General features: G+C 47.0%; 20 protein-coding genes. 10 read left to right on the top strand and 10 right to left on the bottom strand.

The window, feature by feature from the left end; all coding sequences use genetic code 11:
• Window positions 1-389 precede the first annotated feature (389 nt).
• Both TY10_RS18695 and TY10_RS18690 read left to right on the top strand, forming a co-directional pair.
• The gene (locus tag TY10_RS18695; RefSeq protein WP_042166741.1) at window positions 390-1214 is read left to right on the top strand and encodes a hypothetical protein; all 825 of its coding nucleotides are present in this window, start codon (window positions 390-392) and stop codon (window positions 1212-1214) included.
• Entirely contained in the window at window positions 1207-1875 is a 669-nt protein-coding gene (locus TY10_RS18690; protein WP_042166739.1) for a hypothetical protein, read from the top strand. The genes TY10_RS18695 and TY10_RS18690 overlap by 8 nt, the downstream gene beginning before the upstream one ends.
• Window positions 1876-1968: 93 nt before the next feature.
• Here TY10_RS18690 and TY10_RS18685 read toward each other — a convergent pair whose 3' ends face one another.
• The 5 genes from TY10_RS18685 to TY10_RS18670 form a co-directional block, all read right to left on the bottom strand.
• A complete protein-coding gene (locus TY10_RS18685) occupies window positions 1969-2706 on the bottom strand; it encodes a response regulator transcription factor (RefSeq protein WP_042166736.1) in 738 nt (245 codons plus the stop codon).
• 38 nt (window positions 2707-2744) lie between these two features.
• Window positions 2745-2855, bottom strand: a complete 111-nt coding sequence (gene cydS / locus TY10_RS32605; RefSeq protein WP_420329421.1) for a cytochrome bd oxidase small subunit CydS family protein — start codon at window positions 2853-2855, stop codon at window positions 2745-2747.
• 24 nt (window positions 2856-2879) lie between these two features.
• Window positions 2880-3899, bottom strand: coding sequence for a cytochrome d ubiquinol oxidase subunit II (locus tag TY10_RS18680; protein ID WP_042166734.1), 1020 nt, complete (start codon window positions 3897-3899; stop codon window positions 2880-2882).
• Entirely contained in the window at window positions 3896-5245 is a 1350-nt protein-coding gene (locus TY10_RS18675) for a cytochrome ubiquinol oxidase subunit I (protein ID WP_042166732.1), read from the bottom strand. Before TY10_RS18675 ends, TY10_RS18680 begins: the two co-directional genes overlap by 4 nt.
• Before the next feature lie 364 nt (window positions 5246-5609).
• Window positions 5610-6665 carry an aldo/keto reductase gene (locus TY10_RS18670; protein ID WP_042166730.1) on the bottom strand — a complete coding sequence of 352 codons (1056 nt, stop codon included), beginning with the start codon at window positions 6663-6665 and terminating at the stop codon, window positions 5610-5612.
• 286 nt (window positions 6666-6951) lie between these two features.
• Here TY10_RS18670 and TY10_RS18665 point away from each other — a divergent pair, with 286 nt between their 5' ends.
• Window positions 6952-7881, top strand: a complete 930-nt coding sequence (locus TY10_RS18665; RefSeq protein ID WP_052350636.1) for an AraC family transcriptional regulator — start codon at window positions 6952-6954, stop codon at window positions 7879-7881.
• Window positions 7882-7960: 79 nt separating this feature from the next.
• Here TY10_RS18665 and TY10_RS18660 read toward each other — a convergent pair whose 3' ends face one another.
• Entirely contained in the window at window positions 7961-8950 is a 990-nt protein-coding gene (locus TY10_RS18660) for an aldo/keto reductase (RefSeq protein ID WP_042166728.1), read from the bottom strand.
• Between the two features lie 140 nt (window positions 8951-9090).
• On the opposite strand from TY10_RS18660, the gene TY10_RS18655 reads away from it, so the two are divergent.
• Complete coding sequence (locus TY10_RS18655; RefSeq protein WP_042166726.1) at window positions 9091-9396, top strand: winged helix-turn-helix transcriptional regulator; 306 nt, start codon at window positions 9091-9093, stop codon at window positions 9394-9396.
• 63 nt (window positions 9397-9459) lie between these two features.
• Here TY10_RS18655 and TY10_RS18650 read toward each other — a convergent pair whose 3' ends face one another.
• On the bottom strand, window positions 9460-10908 hold the full coding sequence (locus TY10_RS18650) for an aminotransferase-like domain-containing protein (RefSeq protein WP_042166724.1): 1449 nt from the start codon (window positions 10906-10908) through the stop codon (window positions 9460-9462).
• A gap of 102 nt (window positions 10909-11010) precedes the next feature.
• On the opposite strand from TY10_RS18650, the gene TY10_RS18645 reads away from it, so the two are divergent.
• The gene (locus tag TY10_RS18645) at window positions 11011-11613 is read left to right on the top strand and encodes a LysE/ArgO family amino acid transporter (protein ID WP_042166722.1); all 603 of its coding nucleotides are present in this window, start codon (window positions 11011-11013) and stop codon (window positions 11611-11613) included.
• A 73-nt stretch (window positions 11614-11686) separates the two neighbouring features.
• Here TY10_RS18645 and TY10_RS29960 read toward each other — a convergent pair whose 3' ends face one another.
• From TY10_RS29960 to TY10_RS18630, 3 genes are read right to left on the bottom strand one after another with little or no spacing between them, the layout of a single operon-like run.
• Entirely contained in the window at window positions 11687-12112 is a 426-nt protein-coding gene (locus TY10_RS29960) for a VOC family protein (RefSeq protein ID WP_042166720.1), read from the bottom strand.
• 20 nt (window positions 12113-12132) lie between these two features.
• Complete coding sequence (locus TY10_RS18635; RefSeq protein ID WP_042166718.1) at window positions 12133-12903, bottom strand: ThuA domain-containing protein; 771 nt, start codon at window positions 12901-12903, stop codon at window positions 12133-12135.
• 49 nt (window positions 12904-12952) lie between these two features.
• Entirely contained in the window at window positions 12953-14035 is a 1083-nt protein-coding gene (locus tag TY10_RS18630; RefSeq protein ID WP_042166716.1) for a LacI family DNA-binding transcriptional regulator, read from the bottom strand.
• 672 nt (window positions 14036-14707) lie between these two features.
• Between TY10_RS18630 and TY10_RS18625 the strand changes: the two genes are divergently transcribed.
• From TY10_RS18625 to TY10_RS30795, 5 genes are all read left to right on the top strand, one after another.
• A complete protein-coding gene (locus TY10_RS18625) occupies window positions 14708-15643 on the top strand; it encodes an ABC transporter permease (RefSeq protein WP_052350635.1) in 936 nt (311 codons plus the stop codon).
• A 19-nt stretch (window positions 15644-15662) separates the two neighbouring features.
• Window positions 15663-16547 carry a carbohydrate ABC transporter permease gene (locus TY10_RS18620; protein WP_042166710.1) on the top strand — a complete coding sequence of 295 codons (885 nt, stop codon included), beginning with the start codon at window positions 15663-15665 and terminating at the stop codon, window positions 16545-16547.
• 110 nt (window positions 16548-16657) lie between these two features.
• Window positions 16658-18211 carry an extracellular solute-binding protein gene (locus TY10_RS18615; protein ID WP_042166708.1) on the top strand — a complete coding sequence of 518 codons (1554 nt, stop codon included), beginning with the start codon at window positions 16658-16660 and terminating at the stop codon, window positions 18209-18211.
• Between the two features lie 71 nt (window positions 18212-18282).
• Window positions 18283-18924: a ThuA domain-containing protein gene (locus TY10_RS18610; RefSeq protein ID WP_042166706.1), complete on the top strand. Its 642-nt coding sequence runs from the start codon at window positions 18283-18285 to the stop codon at window positions 18922-18924.
• Window positions 18925-18949: 25 nt separating this feature from the next.
• Window positions 18950-19120, top strand: a complete 171-nt coding sequence (locus tag TY10_RS30795) for a hypothetical protein (protein ID WP_162160629.1) — start codon at window positions 18950-18952, stop codon at window positions 19118-19120.
• The last annotated feature ends 36 nt before the right edge of the window (window positions 19121-19156 follow it).

The raw sequence follows: 19156 nt of genomic DNA, 5'->3' as shown, positions 1-19156 counted from the left end.
GGTTTTCATATTAAAGCTACCTGGTTGTTGAAGCTTTCGATATTGTTAAGAACTTAACTCTCATACTAGTTGCTGCGATTGCAAGCGCAAAATTTTGAGGGATATGGAAGTGAAAATTAGTTGTCGAACTTTGCATAGTACAGATACGGGCCATGTAATTTATTATTGCTGAATTAATCAGTCATTTATTATATGCTGTGTGTAGGATACTTATATGAATTGTAGAATCTTTAATAAAGGATATTTTCATTAGCCATACATAACAGGGAGAGATACATAAATAATAGTTATGGAAAATTTTACAAATGATTTTTTAGTGAATGCAATCTAAAACTTTTGCTAAGATAAAAATTTAGAATATATGAAAAAATAGGATGGTGACTTATTGGATGAGTCTAGCCTTTTCTCAAAGGAAGCAATGGTTATTAAGACCAATTAACATAAAGTGGAATATCAAGTTAGGTTTAAGAACTAATAATAGATCAATTCTGTCAGGTTCATATAATACAAACCTTTCTTATTTAGATGACCAAGGAGATAAGTGGGGGGAGACATATATAAAATATATTGGTCAGCACTTTGAAGATTATGCTCATTGGGGGAGTATATATACATATGCTCCTTTGGAAGGGAGGTTATCTCGGAAACCGGGCACTTTTTCAATTAGGGAGTATAAAGATGCTGCTAGTGGGGTAACTGGTACTATAGGTGAAGTTTTAGCGATTACTTTCTTTCAAAATGTTTTTGGATTAACTGCTTTTGAAATGGCACATTTAAAATCATCGAGCTTATATCAAGCTCCTGATTTTTGTTTAGACATTCAGCCATCTCAATTAGTAGCTTTCTTAACTAGGCATAGGTTTACTGATTTAACATTACACAATGCATTGACTGGACTCCATTGGGGAGACCCCCTCCCGCTTGAAACTAAAAGCAGAAGACAAAATAATTCTGGAGGAAAGAACCCAAGTCAGATAAAAGATGGGCTTGCTCAGCTAATATCTTATTGGAAAAGGGTACCTTCCGTTTCTGGATATGGTTTAATTATGCAAGTTGATGTATTTCCAAGGACAGTATTGAATCTTCACCTTCTGATTCCTAAAAAGAACGAGATTAATAACATTATGTCCATAATAAATGGTTCGGGCACATTATTTCCAGATGTAATTACAATAAAAGAGTTTGAACGAATTTTTGGAGGTAGATATGTTTGAAAATAGAACAACACAAAAATTGCAGCTTGCCAGACTCTATGAATGGATAGGTGATATAGAGTCGTCAGAAAGAATTTATCGAGAAATAATGCTCATTGCGTCCCAAGATGAAAAAGGTATTGCTAATTTGTTAATAAGTTCTGTTGATAAGAAACTTAAGGAACTTGTTGATAAACAGCAAAAGTCAGAGAAATTTTTAGATAGCGGTATTAGTTTTGCTGCAGAGGTAGTCAAAAACAAAAGTGATTATCAGCTTGAAATACAATTATCCATAAATCCAGAACTAGAACATTTGAAAAAGATAGATTTCAAAAAACTGGATATTGAATACTCTGTTTCCCAAACAATATTATGGGGAGAAGAACTTAAGCTTGAATTAAGAGCGTTTAATCCAAAAAGAGTTATGCCAAGATTTCGTGAGATAAATATAGATGTAATACCGATGGAATTATCTCTTAGTAATACTAATGATGTAAAATCAGAATCTTTATTGGAGTGGGAAGGTGACATTCTTCTTCCTAAAGCTCAGTTTTATATATCTATTGACAAGTGGGGACTTATAAGAGGAACAATACAAGGAAGTAAGCATAATTCTGGGGATTTACTCGTTTTCGTGCATCTATTTTTAAAGGAACTGGAATCTCTATTTGAAGAAGAATAAGAATAGGGTTCTACTGGCCCCTCCAGAATAGCATTATGATTATAAGACGGGACTGCCGTTGGCAGCCTCGTCTTGTTTATTCCTTTTATTCACTTAATCCACCCCAACCACACCCGCCGGACATTCCCTGAACGAATAACCAATCCCTCTCACAGTCGTTATCATCGCGCCTACTTCAGGCGATATCGCGGACAGTTTATCACGAATACGCTTAATATGCGTATCTACCGTGCGATGGTCATAGACATCAGACTGTCTCCATACGGCGTCCAGAAGCTGGGAGCGGGTATGCGCGATGTCTTTATTCAGCACCAGATAGTACAGAAGATCAAATTCCTTCAAAGACAAATGAATGCTGTGATCATCCACCACAACGCGATGAGCGGAGGGATTAATGACAATGCGCTTGAGCTGAATCGTTCGATATTCGGTACGGTTCACGCCCTTCAGAATTTGCGCCGAGGTCCGCTTGAGAATAGCCTGTGCCCGCAATACCAGTTCCTTGTAGGAGAATGGCTTCTCCATACAGTCATCGGCGCCAGCCTCAAAGGCAGCCAAGCGATAATCCTCCCGTCCCGTTGGCGTGAACAGGAGGATGGGAATTTGCAGCTTTTTCCGGATGGATACGCACAGTTGAATGTTAGTCATTCCGCCAGCCAACTGGTCGATTATCATGAGACTATAGTGGTCGGGATTGGATTTGAAAAGGGCAGCATTCGGATTATACGTACTTTCGGTGACGTAGCCTTCTTTTAGAAACAATGATTTCAGGAGCACATGAACGTGCTTGTCCGGACTTACGATCAGAATGACACCTTTCTTATGCTTCAAACAGAAGTACCTCCATTTATGTTCTTGTTAAGCGGAAGCTATTGATCTTGTTTAGGCGACACTTTTCCCTTCGCGCCCCATACAAATAAAGCAGCTACAGCCAGCGCTACGATAAGAAGCGGGGCGATCATAATCAGTACGAATTCCATTGCTGTCACCAGCTTTCTTTACAATTATTTGGTGTTTCCTTTGACGTAAGAGGTGTTGAACAAGAACAGCCTCATTAGCAGATACAGCGACGGAATGAGCAGCAGCAACCCAAGTATGAACGCAACAATTAGCGCAATCGCCATGGACGGGCTGGTGAAATTATCATGTATCGTCAAGTACGGATACAGAATGTAAGGCAGATGGGCAGAGCCATAGCCGTAGAAGGCGAACGCAAATTGTAAAATAACACAAATAAACGACAGGCCAAGCCGGGTCTTTTTCCATACGAAGTACACCGCAATGAGGAAAAAGACGAAGGACAGGGCGAACATCCAGGACCGGTCCAGCATGTTGTTGAAGTGCTCCCGATTATGGCTATGAATGGCGAAAAAGACGAGCAAGCTGCTGATTATCGTCGGCAGGCTCCAGGCCAGCGCATATTTCCGGACAACCTGGAAAGCGGGGAAATCCCCGGCTTTATGCGCGTAGAAGCTTAGGAACATCGCTGAAATATACAGGACGCTGACCAACGCAAGCAGAACGACTGCCCAAGAATAGCTGCTGGTGAACAGCTCCCTAGCCAAAAACACCACCTTGCCGTCCTCGCCGACTTTAATATATCCGCCTTCTGAAATAGTCAGCACCGTGGATAGGGCCGCTGGAATGAGCAGACCACTCGCGCCGTACATCAGGGTATAGATTTTCTTGCTGCGGGAGCCGTAATGATTGAAAGCATAATAAGCTCCGCGTACCGCTAACAGAACAATGGCAATACTGCCGGGAATGAGCAGCGCGGTGCCGTAATAATAGGCCGTATCCGGGAAGAAGCCGATAAACCCGACAAAAAAGAAAACAAGAAACACATTCGTTACTTCCCACACCGGAGATAAATAACGGTTGATAATGGCATGGATCACATGCCTGGTTCCGGTAATGGAGCTGTAATAGCTGAAAAATCCGGCCCCGAAATCAATCGAGGCGACAATGAGATAGCCGAACAGAAACGTCCATAATACCGTTATGCCTACCACTTCATAGCTCATGTGCGCTCGCTGGCCTCCTTCCCGAATGCGGCTAATTCATCTTCCGCATGATTGTTTTTGAACATTTTTAGCAGCACCCGGACCGATGAAATGCCTAATCCGACGTACAGCAGTGTGAACAGCCATAGCATCAAATCGACGTGCTCGGATGTTGTAGCTCCTTCTGTCGTGCGCATGAGGCCCCGTAAAATCCAAGGCTGTCTGCCGACTTCGGAGAAAATCCAGCCATGTTCGATCGTGAGCATAGCGATTGGCGCAGCGGCAACTATGGCGAATAACAGCCAACGGCGGTACACATTGCCGCGCTTTCGGATCATTTCGATGACGAATAGAAGCGAGACGGCCACCATGAAGGCGACGTAGCCCATTTTGATATCGAATAAATAATGAATCCACAGCGGAGGACGTTCATCCTCTGGAAAATCATTTAGTCCCTTTACGACGGCAAAAGGGTTGCTATGGGCCAAAATGCTAAGCCCGTACGGGATTTCCAGTCCATATTTTATTTCATTATCTTTGGTCAGCACCCCGCCAAGAACGAGCGGCGCTTTAGCCGCCGTGTCGAAGTGCCATTCGGCTGCTGCCAGCTTTTCCGGCTGATATTTGGCCAAGTATTTGCCCGAAAGATCTCCGATCAGGGCGGTGGAAATCATGAAGATAAACGCGCTGACCATCGTGAGCTTTAGCGCTTTTTTGTAGTAGACATGATCTTTGCCTTTGAGCAGCTTCCATGCAGTTAAGGCAGCCAGTATAAAAGCACAGGTTAAGTAAGCGGACGAGAGAACATGGGCGACCTTGGTCGGCATCGCCGGACTCAACATAGCGGCAATCGGATTTACGTCAGAAATGACGCCGTCCGTCAGCTTGAAGCCAACCGGATAATTCATAAACGCGTTGACGATCGTAATGAAAAACGCCGAAGCAGAAGAGCCAATCACAACCGGGATGAGCAGCAGGAAGTGGGTCATCCGATTTTTGAAGCGATCCCACGTGTAGAGATAAATACCGAGAAAGATCGCTTCGAAAAAGAAAGCGAACGTCTCCAGAAACAGCGGCAGCGAAATGGACTGTCCCGCGACGCGCATGAAACTGGGCCATAATAAGCTGAGCTGCAGGCCGATTGCGGTGCCGGTCACCACGCCAACGGCGACGGTAATGACAAAACCGCGAGCCCAGCGGCGCGCAAGCAGCAGATAGTGCGGGTCATTCCGCTTAATGCCAATCCATTCTGCCAGTGCGATCATTAACGGGACGCCAACACCAATGGTGGCGTAAATAATATGAAAGCCTAACGTTAAAGAGGTTAACATTCGGCTGTAGACGACGGGATCATATCCATTGAACATATAATTGCTCCTTCATAAAGTTGTTAGTTTGTGCAAGATGTATACGGAGACGGAGTTAACTAAAGATTTTGCGGGCAATGGACAGCAGCATCAGCAGGGCGACAACGGCGCATAGCACAATTAACTTTTTTTCTTGCTGGACGGATTTCTTCTCGGATTTCATCAATTTCCTCGCCTTCCTACTATGTGATGTATTTCACAATGGTGATCTGAATTAAGTATGCGCCTTGCCAAGCCGAAGTGAAATAACTCGATAGGGCTATAAATGTAACGAAATATTGAATTTATATTGGAAAATGTGAACAGAAAGAAGCCGCCCCCATTAGACTTGGCAGGGGCGGCGTTGATCACACCTATTCAGCTTTTACTTTTTTATTATAAAATCCGTAATGTTAGCGGGAGCAAGGCGTGCAGCACTTTGAGCCTCTAGCATCCAGCCGGGATATTCAGGCGGAAGCGCGCTGACTTCATCAAGCAGTCGAATTTCTTCCTGCGTCAGTTCCAGATCGATGGCGGCTAGATTATCCTCCAATTGCTCGATTCGCTTTGCACCGACCATGATAGAGGTTACTACTGGTTTGGACAGCAGCCAAGCTAGCGCAATTCGAGCCGGGCTGCAGCCTCTTGCCTCTGCCATAGGCGTAAGAACATCCATGATGTTCCAAGCACGCTCCTTGTCTACAATCGGAAAATCGAATTCCGAGCGGCGTGAGCCTTCGGACTTTTGATTGTGACGGTTGTATCGGCCTGACAGGAGACCGCCGGCCAGCGGACTCCAGATGAGCAGCCCCATTTTCTCCGCTTCCAGCATGGGCACCAATTCTCGCTCCAAGTCCCGTCCCGCAAGGGAGTAGTAGGCCTGAAGCGTTTCGAAGCGGGCCATATTTTTACGCTCCGATACGCCATGCGCACGAGCGATTTTCCAAGCTTGCCAGTTGGACACGCCGATGTAGCGGACTTTGCCTTGTGTAACAAGATCGTCCAGCGCCCGCAGCGTTTCTTCTACGGGAGTTAAATAATCGTCGGCGTGAATTTGATACAGGTCGATATAGTCGGTTTGCAGCCGTTTCAGGCTGGCATCCACAGCATCCATAATATGACCCCTTGAGGCACCAACGTCATTTTGGCCGGGGCCGACACGGCTGTAAACCTTGGTAGCGAGCACAATATCTTTACGGGCAATGCCCAGGTTGCGGAAGGATTGGCCCAAAATCTGCTCGCTATCGCCATCGGCGTACACGTCTGCCGTATCAAAGAAATTAATGCCGGCTTCAATGCTGGCGGCGACCAGTTGATCGGCCTCAGCCTGTCCGACCTCTCCAAAGGTTTTATAAAACTGCTGCCCTCTGCTGAAGGTCATGGTGCCGAGTGCAAGCTGAGATACGAGCAATCCTGTATTGCCGAGTGTTTTATACTTCATTTCATAACGCCTCCTTGTTGGGATTCATTAGATCGGATATCCGGCGAGGAATTTTTGCCTTCCGGGTACAAACTCATTATCGTATAGACGCAAGGACGATAATAGTTCATTCATACACAGTTTCTGCCTAATCCTCTTGAATGACAGATGTTCGGTTAGGTCTCATACGGAGGCTTGGAATTGATCAACTCTGCTTGATAGTTGGTCCGGACGTTGCATTAAGGAGTTTCTAGTGGTTTAATAAGGCTTAAATGAAGCGAAAATAAAGGAACGAGGAGGCTGCACAATGATCCAGTCCAATGGAGAGGATATGAAGGCAGTCCTGAACCGTCTGCTGGCAGCCGGTCTGCAATTTCCGGTGACTTCTGGCGTGCACCAGACCGCAATTCCGTTTCTAACGGTGCTAAAAGAAATGAAGGCTACACCCATATCTCATGGGGTGCTTAAGCCATCGTTTTGTATTGTTTTACAGGGAGTGAAGAAGCTTCAGGCGGGTGATAAGGCACTGGAATATGGAGCGGGCGATTATATGGCAGCCAGTGTCGATATGCCGGTGAATGGACAGGTGCTGCAAGCCTCAGCCGACCTTCCATATATCGCTTTCCGAATAGAGCTTACACCTGAAGAAGTGTCTACTGTAGCTCTGGACGCTGATCTTCACTTTCAACTGCAAGAGGGAACCCGCCAATCTGGAGTTTTTGTGGGCAAGCCGGGTCTAGAAGTGTTTGAAGCGTTTGAACGGCTTCTTCGGCTGACGGCAGATAGCCGGGCGGCTAATTATTTAGCCTCTGCCGTTAAACGGGAAATTATTTACCGTTTGCTGGACGGTGAAGAGGGGACGTACTTCTATCGCAATATGATGCTGCACCATGAAGCTTCGGGGATCAGTAAAGTGATTAATTGGATTACATCCCATTATGACAGTCCGTTCTCAATTGGCGAACTGGCGGAACTGGGCAATATGAGCGTATCGAACCTGCACTACAAATTTAAAGAGGTAACAGCAATGGCTCCGCTCCAATATCAGAAACGGCTGCGGCTTCAAGAAGCGCGCAGACTGCTGCTGGCAGGCGAGCGCAATGTAACGGAGACGGCTCTGCGGGTAGGTTACAACAGTTCGACACAATTTACCAGGGAATATAAGAGACTGTTCGGATACTCGCCGTTAAAGGATATCCATGCGGTTCATGAAGGCGAACGATTTTATGAGTATTAGGCTAATTAAGAAATAGGATTCAGGGAATGAATAGAGGGCCAAGGCATGTAAGCCTTGACCCTCATTTTGTTTCAAATCGTTACAGTGGTGGCGCCATAAACTCTGGCCCTACCGGGTCTGTAACATGCCGGTCGATAATGTCATTAATGATGGCGTAGTCGGCTTTGGACAAGTGCCAGCCTTCAACCTCTTTTACAGCATCTAATTGCGAAGGTTTGCGCGCTCCCCACAGGGCAATGCTTGATCCGGGCTGATCCAGCAGCCAGCGGACGGCCAATTGAAGGATTCCTTTGCCATAAGCTTCTTGAACCCATTTGCTCAATTCATCGACAGCGGCCAAATATTGCGGCAAGCGCTGCGGCTGGAATTTCGGATCGTTATTCCGCAGATCGTCGCCGTCAAATTTACTGTCCGCCGTCATTCTGCCGCTTAACAGTCCTCTGCACAGACTTCCGTAAAACAGAGAGGTAAGTTCATGCTCTTGTGCGTATGGCAGCACTCCCGTCGTCTCGATCTCTCGTTCAAATAAATTGTACGGAGGCTGAATCGTGTGAATCGGTGCAATTGCACTGAATTCCTTCATTTGCTCCGGGGAATAATTACTAACACCGATAGCGCGTATTTTTCCAGCTTGGAATAGCTTGTTCAAGGTATCCGCTGTTTCCTCTGCGGGCACCTTCGCATCTGGCCAATGAACTTGGTATACATCGATGTAATCTGTTTGGAGTCTTTTGAGCGAGTCGTCGAATTCTTTTAAAATCCTTGCTTTAGAAGCGTTACGGAACAGCCGGTCTTCTTCCCAATCCAGTGCCACTTTCGTTGCCAAAATGATGTTATCGCGATTGCCGGCTTCAGCGACAGCTTTGCCTACAATAAGCTCAGATTGTCCGAATCCGTACACCGGAGCCGTATCAATGACATTAATCCCTAAATCAAGGGCGGTATGAATCGTATGGATTGCCTCTTTCTCATCTGTGCCGCCCCACATCCAGCCGCCGATTGCCCATGTGCCAAGTGCAATTCTAGATGCCTGCTCTATGTTCGTGCCTTTAATATTTGTGTATTCCATGAATGTGCCTCCTTGATGTCTTGTAAATTACTCTTGTTATTCTAGACAATCTGCTACTAAAATAAAAGTAGTGAATTATTATTGTTATAGTACAATTAGCTGTACTAACTATTATTATGTAAGTGAAATGAGGCGTTTTTTTGGAGGATATACCTTGTTCAATCGAAGCATCATTGCGTATTATTGGGAATAAGTGGGCTTTTTTAGTTTTGCGAGAATTATATGAGGGAACGAGACGTTTTAATGAATTAGCGAGATTAATCAATGGGATTAGTCCAACTGCATTAACCGCATCGTTACGGCATTTGGAGCAGGAAGAGATGATTACAAGGACTGTTTTTCCAACAGTTCCGGCTACCGTCGAATATGCATTAACCGAGAAAGGGCAGTCCTTTCACGTCGTCTTGAAAGCGATGAAAAAATGGGGCAAGGAATGGGCACAATAATGTAAGTTGTATTCCGGCGAGGATTGTCCAACAGACGGAAAACAAGCATCGTTAGCGTCATGGCTAACGATGCTTGTTTAATTGGAGAGCTGCTTGCTGATAGAGAATGTCCAGGCCCTGTTCAAGCTCTGCATCCGAGCCATAGGCGAATGACAGCCGGATATGATGCGTATCATCCGCAGCATAAATGTAGCCGGGATTAATGAGCACCTTATTCTTCAGCAGCTGCATGAACAAGCTGGTGGTGACAATCGGCTCGTGAAATTTTAACCAAATGTAGAAGCCGCCTTGCGGCTTTTCCCAAGAGGCGATGTCTTGAAAATGCTGCTGTAACAAGCTGTCCATCAGCTCAGCGCGGCGTCGGAGCTCCGTTCTCAACCCCTTGATATGTTCTTGGTATAGGCCGGTTCGCAGCCAATGCTCAACAATCTGCTGCGAGATCGCGCTTGAGCCGTAATCCATCTGCATTTTAATATCGGCTAATCGTTGAATGACAGGGGTGGAAGCAATGACCCAGCCAATCCGGAGTCCTGGACTTAGCGTCTTGGATACACTGCCGATATAGAGAACCCCGCCCGTTTCGTCCATAGCTTTCATTGCAGGCGCAGACGCGGGCTCCTCCTCGAACAGCAATTCGGAATAAACATCATCCTCGATAATCGGCAGCTGTGCCGATTCGCATAGGGCGTACAGCTCTTTTTTCTGCTGAGTCGTCATACTTCTGCCGCTTGGATTATGAAGCGTCGGAATCGTATAGAGAATGGCTTGCCTTTTTCGCCGAATCCGCTGAATCATGTCCAAAGTGTAGTGATGCTCGGACAAGCCATGCAGCTGCATCCCAAACGATTGAAACGTATGGATCGAATTCAAATAAGAGAACCGGTCCTGCAGTACGATAGAGCCGGCTTCAAGCAATCCGAGCGAGATCAGCTGCAGTGCTTGCAGAGCACCGGAGACGATGCAAATGTTCTCGGGAGAGGTGATGATGCCCCTTTTTCGCACATAGCTGCAAATTGCCTGCCGCAGAGACAAGCTGCCTTGCGGGGAAGAGTAGCCGATCGTTTTGCCGTCCAGATAGAGCCCGCTGAGCGAGGCATGAATCGCCGCCGATGGCAATAAGGAAGGGCTTAGCTCGCCTGTGCCTAATCGGATTACGGAATCATCCTGCTCAAATTCATTAATGAGCTGAATCGTTTGAAAGTTGGATTTGTGTATGCTCGCCTCAATATACTGCTGCCAATTGGTCTGCTTCTGCTTCACCAGAACGTTCCATGAATCATTGGAGACATACGTAGCTGAGCCCGTCTTGGAGGATAAAAGTCCATTAGCTTTCAGTTCGTCTAACGCTTCCTGCAGCGTACTGCGATTCACGCCAAATGACAGGGCAAGCTTGCGCTGCGGGGGGAGCTTGGTGCCGATCGGCCACTCGCCGTTTTCAATTTGTTCCGTCATCCACTGTACGATTTGCTTGGATAAGCTAAGAGGTAATGAGCGATTCGGTTGCCAGTTCATGTGGACTCCTTATTCGAAAAAATTGGGTGGAAATTCAGCCATCCAATTGGACCTTTTCTCTATTTATAGCACAGGTAAGATAGAGAAGAAAGGAGTGGAACGATGGAAGCGGTACTACATGGAATTATGCTGGCCTTTGGACTTATTTTGCCGCTGGGGGCACAGAATGTATTCGTATTTACGCAGGGCGTTACGCAGCCGAGTCTATTTAGGGCAATGCCGGCAATGATTACGGCTGCTATTTGCGATACGGTGCTCATCGTGCTGGCCATTCTGGGGCTGTCGTTGATCGTTTTGCAGTTTGAGTGGCTGCGGCTCGTATTATTGGCGGGAGGAATCCTATTTCTTGTATACATGGGCAAAGTGATTTGGTTCTCGGGAGCTGCAAATATGGATGGGGCAGAAGCGATGCCTCTGAAAAAACAGATCGTTTTTGCGCTGTCGGTCTCGCTGTTAAACCCACATGCCCTGTTAGACACGATCGGCGTCATTGGCACAAGTGCTGTGAAATATAGCGGACAAGAACAACTGGGGTTCACCCTTGCTTGCGTGCTGGCGTCTTGGGTCTGGTTCTTCGGCCTAGCGGCTGCCGGTGCAGCCTTGAAGAGAATGAGAATACCGGCTCGAATATTTATCGGGTTAAATAAATGCTCCGCCCTGTTTATGTGGGGAACGGCGGTTTATCTGGCAATCGGCTTATTGTAAATGAAAAAAGCGACACCCGATCCGGATTTTCCGGAAGTATCGCTTTTTCCATAAGTCTGATCACTATTCTTGCTTAAAGAGAGGCATCCGCCTCTAGATGCTGGATCAGTTCCACGGTTTCTCCTCCAGGCGCATTCAGAAAGCCGTATTTCATATGAACAACCTGGCCGGAGCGGGTAGGAATGCGGGAGATGGCAGGCATGGAGGCGACTGTGGCTCCGCTCGCAATTGCTTTTTCAAAAGCGGCTTCTATGTTGTCGGTCCAAATCGCGACATGCTGCCATTTGCCAAGGGCAAACGGCTCGGAGCTTCCGAATATCTCCAAGTAATCGCCAGTGCCCAGATCCAGAATAAAGGCGTGATCTTCTTTCCCCTCCGCGCCCCATTCTGCAACCAGCTCGGCATCAAAGGCGTTTCTGTAAAAGTTTGCGGTAACATGTAAATTAGGCACGCGCAGACAAACGTGATGAATCCCTTTTTGTTTATGTTTTGCATACATCCGCTTAACACCAGCCTTTCTTATCGTTTGTGGTCCAGATTTTCGCGGGCATCGCGGGGAAGGTAACCGTCGGCCGATGTTGGAATCGTCATATCGGGACTCGGAGCCATCCATTTTGCGGCATTCCGCAGCACCTGATGGATTTCCTTCTGGTACAGAATCGGAAACGTTTCGTGTCCGGGAGTGAACTGAAACAGTTTGCCTCTCCCTCGGTAATAAACGTTGCCGCTGCGGCATACATCGCCGCCCTCCCACCAGGCAATAAAGACGGTCTGATCCGGTTCGGGAATCAGCTGCGGCTCGCCGTACATTTCATCCGCGGGAATTTCGATGCAATCGTTAATGCCATAGGCGATGGGATGGCCGGGGTTGGTGACCCAGACGCGTTCTTTTTCCCCCTTGGGCATGGTACGAAAGCGTCCCCAAAGACCGGCATCATAATAGATGCCGAGCATTCTTTGCCAAGGCTTCGAAAAGATGGCGGAATGAAGGGCGATAAAGCCCATTCCGCGGTTCACGACATGATAGCAAATGCGGTTAGCGATCGTATCATCAAAGGCGGCGTTGTCGATGTGGCTCCACCAGATCAGGACATCGGTAGCTGCCAGAATTTCTTCGGAAAGTCCATGGGAAGGCATATCCTGGGTGGCAATCGTCACTTCAAAATCATCATAGCCATGAAAAGCCTGGGCGATAGCGGCATGAATGCCATCGGGATAGACTGATTTTACGGGCTCGTGGCGGTCCTGGTTGTGCTCGTTAAATATGGTGACATGGATTTTTCGTTCCATATAGGAAGCTCCCCCTTGCGTTTTTTCGTTCGGGTCGATGGCCTGGCTGCTATTGTTGGAATTGAAAACCGAGATGGGCACCGCAAGATTCACGGATGATTAAACGGGGCTGATGAGAAATGCTGATCCCTTCCGAATCATTATTAATAGCGTTTATTAAGGTCATGATGGACATACGTCCCAGGTAGCTATTCTGCTGGTCCAGCGTTGTCAGGCGGGGGCTGGTATATTCGCCGGAGGGAAACTGATCGCAGCTGGCAACGGAGATATCTTGCGGAACACTCAGTCCTTTGTCGTTTATCGCCCGTATGGCCCCCTGCGCCACCGCATCGTTCATGCATATGATTGCGGTTGGGGTCGTTTCCGGTTGCTCCAGCAGCTTGGTCATCGCTCGATAGCCGTCCGGTGCATAATAATTGCTCAAAGAGATCAGGGAGGGGTCAAGGGAGATTCCCAGATTCTTCAGCGTCTGCGTATAGGCGGTTAGCCTGGCCGTGGTCGTACGAATTCCTTCCTCACCTCCGACAAAGCCGATCTTGCGGCGACCCAGCGCCAGCAGATGATGAATGAGGGCAGGTATGCCGCCGCTTAAATTCCGGTTCAGGAAAATACAATTGCAATCCGGAACGGATTGTCCCAGAATGACGACCGGAACTTGCTTGCCCATCCGATTCAAGGCTTCTTTATAGGCCTCCGAAATGTGATCCCGGTCGATCTCGCCGCCCAAAATCAATACACCGTCTACCTGCTTATCCAGTATCATCTGAAAATAGGTATTTTCCGGTATCGCATCGGAAACGCCGTGGTTGGACCCTCCGTAAAAGGTGTTGCATAGAATGATAGAATACCCTAAATCTACCGCGTAGCGCTGAATCTCCAAATATAGCTCGCTGAAGTAAGGATTCGTAATATCCGATACGATGACTCCGAGTGTTTTCGTATGGTTGCTGGTCATGGCACGGGCCAAGGAGCTTGGCGAGAAGTTGTGTTTATTAATGATATCGGTCACGCGCGCCTTGGTCCTTGCGGAAACGTAAGGGCTGTTGTTGATAACGCGGGATATGGTAGAAACGGACACTCCGCTTAACTCCGCGATTTGGTATATCGTAAGCTTTTTCCGATCATCTGACATAAAAAAAATCCTCTCTTTTATAACATCTATACAAAACCGCCAGCATATGTTATTGAAACCGGTACCAGGATTGTGCAAGATGTGAGCATAAGCTTAAAGAAACAGGTAAAAACGGGTATAAATAGGCAAAAACTTATTTTTCTTAATTGTATTATGGTGAAAATTAAAAGTCAACGAAGTCAGCGTAATTTTGGTACCGATACCAATATGACGATTCTGCACGAAAAATATAAAATAAATCTTTGGAATTGTGGTTGACAAGGATGAATTGTTTAATTTATAGTTCATGGTAGGAAGTGGAAACGCCAAAACGGATAAACAGAAGGTACTTTTATTTTTTATTCTATTTTGGAAGCGGTGCCATTTGGGGGTGTCGATGTAAATTTAATGTTTGACAAAGAGGAATTGTATAATTTATAGTTCAACTTAGGGGTTGAAATTCCAAAAAGGTTAAACAGAGAGGTTGCTTATATTTTTTTCTTTCATTTTGGTACCGGTACCAAAATTGCTCGAACTAGGGAATAATAGTGCCGATAATGATAAAACGGGGTCGAATATTTTTTTAAATCATATTGGTACCGCTTACAATCTGTCTTCAGGTCAATTTGGAAATGAAACACCCTCAAGAATAGGTCTTTGGTACCGATACCAATAGTAAAGGGAGTAGATGCGATGCGTGCTGTAACGCGCGGTGTATTCAAGGAGTTGTACAAACACAAGACTTTATATGCAATGACGCTTCCGGCATTGATCTTTTTTGTGATTTTCAGCTATATCCCCATGATGGGCGTGTACTATGCGTTCATCGATTATGACTTCGGCAAGGGGATTCTCCACAGTCCGTTCGTAGGATTGAAAAACTTTCAGTATTTCGTTTCAGGCGGATGGGATGCACCGATCGTTTACTTGACCAAGAACACGATCCTGTACAATCTGGTGTTCATTCTCCTCGGAAATCTCATGCAGTGTATATTTGCGATCATGCTTACAACGATTGTCGGACGGCTCTTTAAGCGAACATCGCAATCCATTATGCTGCTGCCGCACTTTGTTTCCTACGTTATCGTAGGTACGATTGCTTATAACATTTTCAACAGCAACTACGGCGTACTCAACTCGCTGCTGAAGGCTATGGGCGGGAGTGGAGTCAGCGTGTATATGATCGAATGGATCTGGCCGATTATCATTACGCTTTTCTTCTTGTGGAAAAGTACGGGCTTCGGGATGGTTGTCTATCTCGCTGCGATCACGGGCTTTGACCGGGAAGTTTACGAAGCGGCCAAAATCGACGGTTGCAACCTGTTCAAGGAGATCAGGTACATCACACTGCCGATGTTAAAGCCGACATTCATTATGCTCGTGCTGTTCAGCTTGGGCGGTATCATGAGAGGACAGTTCGAACTGTTCTATAACCTGATTCAGAGAAACGGGCAGCTGTTCTATGCAACGGATGTTCTGGATACTTACATTTACCGTGCGATGACGGTCAATTTCAATCTGGGTACTTCTACGGCAGCTGGTGTTTACCAATCCGTATTTGGCTTTGTCCTTGTGATCACCGTCAACAGGATCATACGTAAGGTGAGTCCGGAAAACGCCTTATTCTAGAAAAGGAGAGTCGAGAACCATGAATACACACAGGCTATCTGCCAGCGAAAGAGGATTAAAAATATTTTTCTATATCGTTCTTTCAATCGTGTCCATCATTTGTGCACTGCCCTTTATTCTAGTGATTTCCGGTTCTTTTTCGGACAGCGCGCAGATTCTGAAAAGCGGTTACTCCATTGTGCCCAGAGGATTTTCCCTGGACGGCTACCGCAGTATTTTCCTGTTTCCTGCGCAAATTGCCAAAGCTTATGGCGTGAGTCTGTTTGTAACCGTGGCGGGAACCGGGATCGGCCTGATGGTGATGACCCTCTGCGGTTACGCCATTTCCAGAAGTGAATTGAAATATCGCAATGTGGTTTCTTTCATGATTTACTTTACGACGCTTTTTTCCGGCGGCCTGGTACCCTGGTATATCGTGGTTACCAAGCTGGGATTAAAGGATAGCATTTGGGCGTTGATCATTCCGGCCATCTGCAGCTCGTTTTATATCTTGCTTATTCGTAATTTTATGAAAACTATTCCGGAAGCCCTCGTGGAGTCGGCCAGGATAGAAGGAGCCGGAGAGTTTCGTACGCTGTTGCAGATCGTCGTGCCGATGTCTAAGCCGATCCTGGCCACCATTGCCTTGTTTCTGGCGCTTTCCTACTGGAATGATTGGTACCTGGCTTCCCTTTATGTTACGAAAGCCGATTTGTGGCCGTTGCAATACCGGTTATACAACATTCTGAATGCCGCCTCCAAGATCGCTTCGGTCGGTGCGGAGAACTTTACCGGTAAAATTCTGCCGACGGAGACGCAGAAGCTGGCGAACGCAATCGTGGCAACGGGACCCATTATTTTCTTATATCCTTTCCTGCAGAAGTACTTCGTTCAAGGTATTTCCATCGGTGCGGTAAAAGGATAATTACACAGTGGTAGTAATGAAAGTTACTATATAAGTCTACTTTTTGTAAATTGGGGAAAGGGTCAAAAAAGCGGGAACGATTCCTATTTAAAAGAGGAGGAAAGTGTAAGATGAGAAAGATAATGAAGAAACTGACAGTGGGGTTAGTGGGAGCGGCGATGATCTTCGGCACCGTGGCGTGCAGCAGTGAAAAGGCGCCAGCTGAGGGCAATGCGAACTCGGGGTATACAGGCGATCTGGATTACGTGAAGCTCAAAATGTATGCGATTTCAGATGCGCCCAATAATACGGACCTCTCAAAGAAGTACTGGGAAAAGCTCAATACCGTATTGAAAAAGGAACTTAATACGACGATCGAGTTCACCTACGCGGCAGGCAACGACTACAAAAACAACTACGCCTTGGCTATTGCTTCCGGAGAACCATACGACCTGATGCAGGCGGCTCCCGGCTGGTTGGATTATCAAAGCTATGCTGCCAAGAATGCATTTATGCCGCTAGACGATCTGCTGCCGAAGTACGCACCTTATCTCTGGGGGAAAGTTCCGAAGACGACGTGGGATGCGGCAACCGTTAATGGAAAGATCTACGGCGTTCCCGGTTTGGAAACGGGCGTAACGGCGCCAGCCTTCGTATACAGAGAGGATTTAAGAAAGAAGCACAATCTGCCTGAAATCAAGTCCATGGCTGATATCGAGACGTATCTGCAAGGCATTAAGGACAAGGAGCCGGATATCATCCCAAGCGATGACTATCAGAGTCAGGTATACGGGACTTCCTGGATCTACACCACGCCTTATATCGGCATCGACGAAATTCACGACAGGCTGTACAACTTTGTTTACGACCCGAGAAACGGCGAAGTGCGCAGCGTTATCGAGACACCTGAATTCAAAGAATACATGTACAAAATGAAGGATTGGGCAGACCGCGGCTTCTGGTCCTCCAGCGTTCTTACCAGCACGAACTGGGGCGTATCGCAGGTGCTTAACGGCGTAGCGGCGGCATCCTTCAACGAACAGCTGCCTGGGTATAACAACCATGCGACGCAGGTGAAAAATGAACATAGCGCAGAAGGCTGGGAATTGAATTACTTTATGTATTTCGAAGCAAATCCGGACTCCGTTCTTCATGGTTCCACGACCAGCAATATGGCGGCTATCTCGACGAATGCCAAAAATCCGGAAAGAGCGCTGATGGTACTGGATTATATCCAGCAGCATGAAGAGCTCTGGGATCTCATTACTTATGGTACGGAAGGCGTTAACTATAGCCTGACTTCCGACGGAATGATCGATACGTCTAAAATTGCGGACGGCGCATCCTTCAACTATTTCCCTAGCGGAATGTTCAGCAACGCAGACTTCAAGAAGCGCAAGAGCGATGCTTGGGAGCATTACGACACGATGATGGAGAAGATCAATAATAAAGTGGTTCCAGATATTTTCGAAGGCTTTGTCTTAGACAAGAGCAGCATCGAGACGGATTATACCGCGCTCAATGATGTAAATAGCCAATTCGGAATCCCGCTGGAGGCAGGCCTTCTCAGCGATGTGGATAAGGCTTATGACAAATATCTGGAAAAAGCCAAAGCCGCAGGTCTCGATAAGGTTAGAACGGAAGTGGAAAAACAAGTCAAAGCTTGGCTTGCATCCAAAAAGTAAAAAACTAACGTCCCGTCCCCTCCCGCAAGGGAAGGGACGGAATTATAAATGATGGCGAGGAGCGAAGTGTTATGAAGAGCAAAGTATACATTATTCGCGATGATATTAACCATCCGAAGGAAGTCATCGATCCGGTTATGGAGAAGGTGTTCGATGAGGAGCGGTGGGAGGTTATTCTCACAGATCGGGCGAGAGATTTGATCGAGACCGAGGGAGCGGCAGATTTGACCCTGTTCTTTACTAACGGAAGACCCGAAGGCGAGGAGAATCTGACCCCGGAAGAGCAGCTTCAAATTGTCCAGCAGGTGCGCAGCGGCATGGGCATGATGTTCATCCATGCAGGGCTTGTCCTCATCGAGCCGGACAGCCCGTTCTATATGGAGCTGAATTCCGGCCGCTTCGTCGAGCATTCTCCCCATCACGTAGAGGTGACGAATAATCCGGCGACTAGCTTCAAACACCCGATTATCGAGGGCATCGAGCCGTTTACCGTTCTTGACGAGCACTACTACTGTCAAGTGGACACGACAAGAACCGATGTGATTCTGTTCAGCACTTCCCAGCATGTGACGGCAGCAGGGGGATGGGCGCATGGGGTTGGGACAGGCAAAGTTGTGGCGCTGACTCCGGGGCATAATCCGGAAGCGCTCGGTGATCCTCAAATGATTCAGCTCATGAAGAACGGCGCGAACTGGGCGGTTCGGCAGAGCTAGAGAATAACAAGGGAGCGATGTGTCGGTGGGTTCGATATCGGTTGCATTAGGATTGTATTCGGTATACAAGGAGCTTCAGAGAGATCTGGAGTCGACGCTGCGCAGAGTCAAGGTTATCGGCTATGAAGGGGTGGAATTCTACGGCCCGTTCGATCAAGGTATCACCAGCCGCTGTTGTATCCACGGCATCAACTGAGAAAGCAGGTGTCTCGATTTGAGTTCCAGCTTGGTC

Source organism: Paenibacillus gorillae, assembly GCF_000513275.1.
GTDB lineage: Bacteria > Bacillota > Bacilli > Paenibacillales > Paenibacillaceae > Pristimantibacillus > Pristimantibacillus gorillae.
The sequence above is the reverse complement of the archived record's forward strand: the minus strand, read 5'-3'. Positions and strand labels throughout refer to the sequence as shown.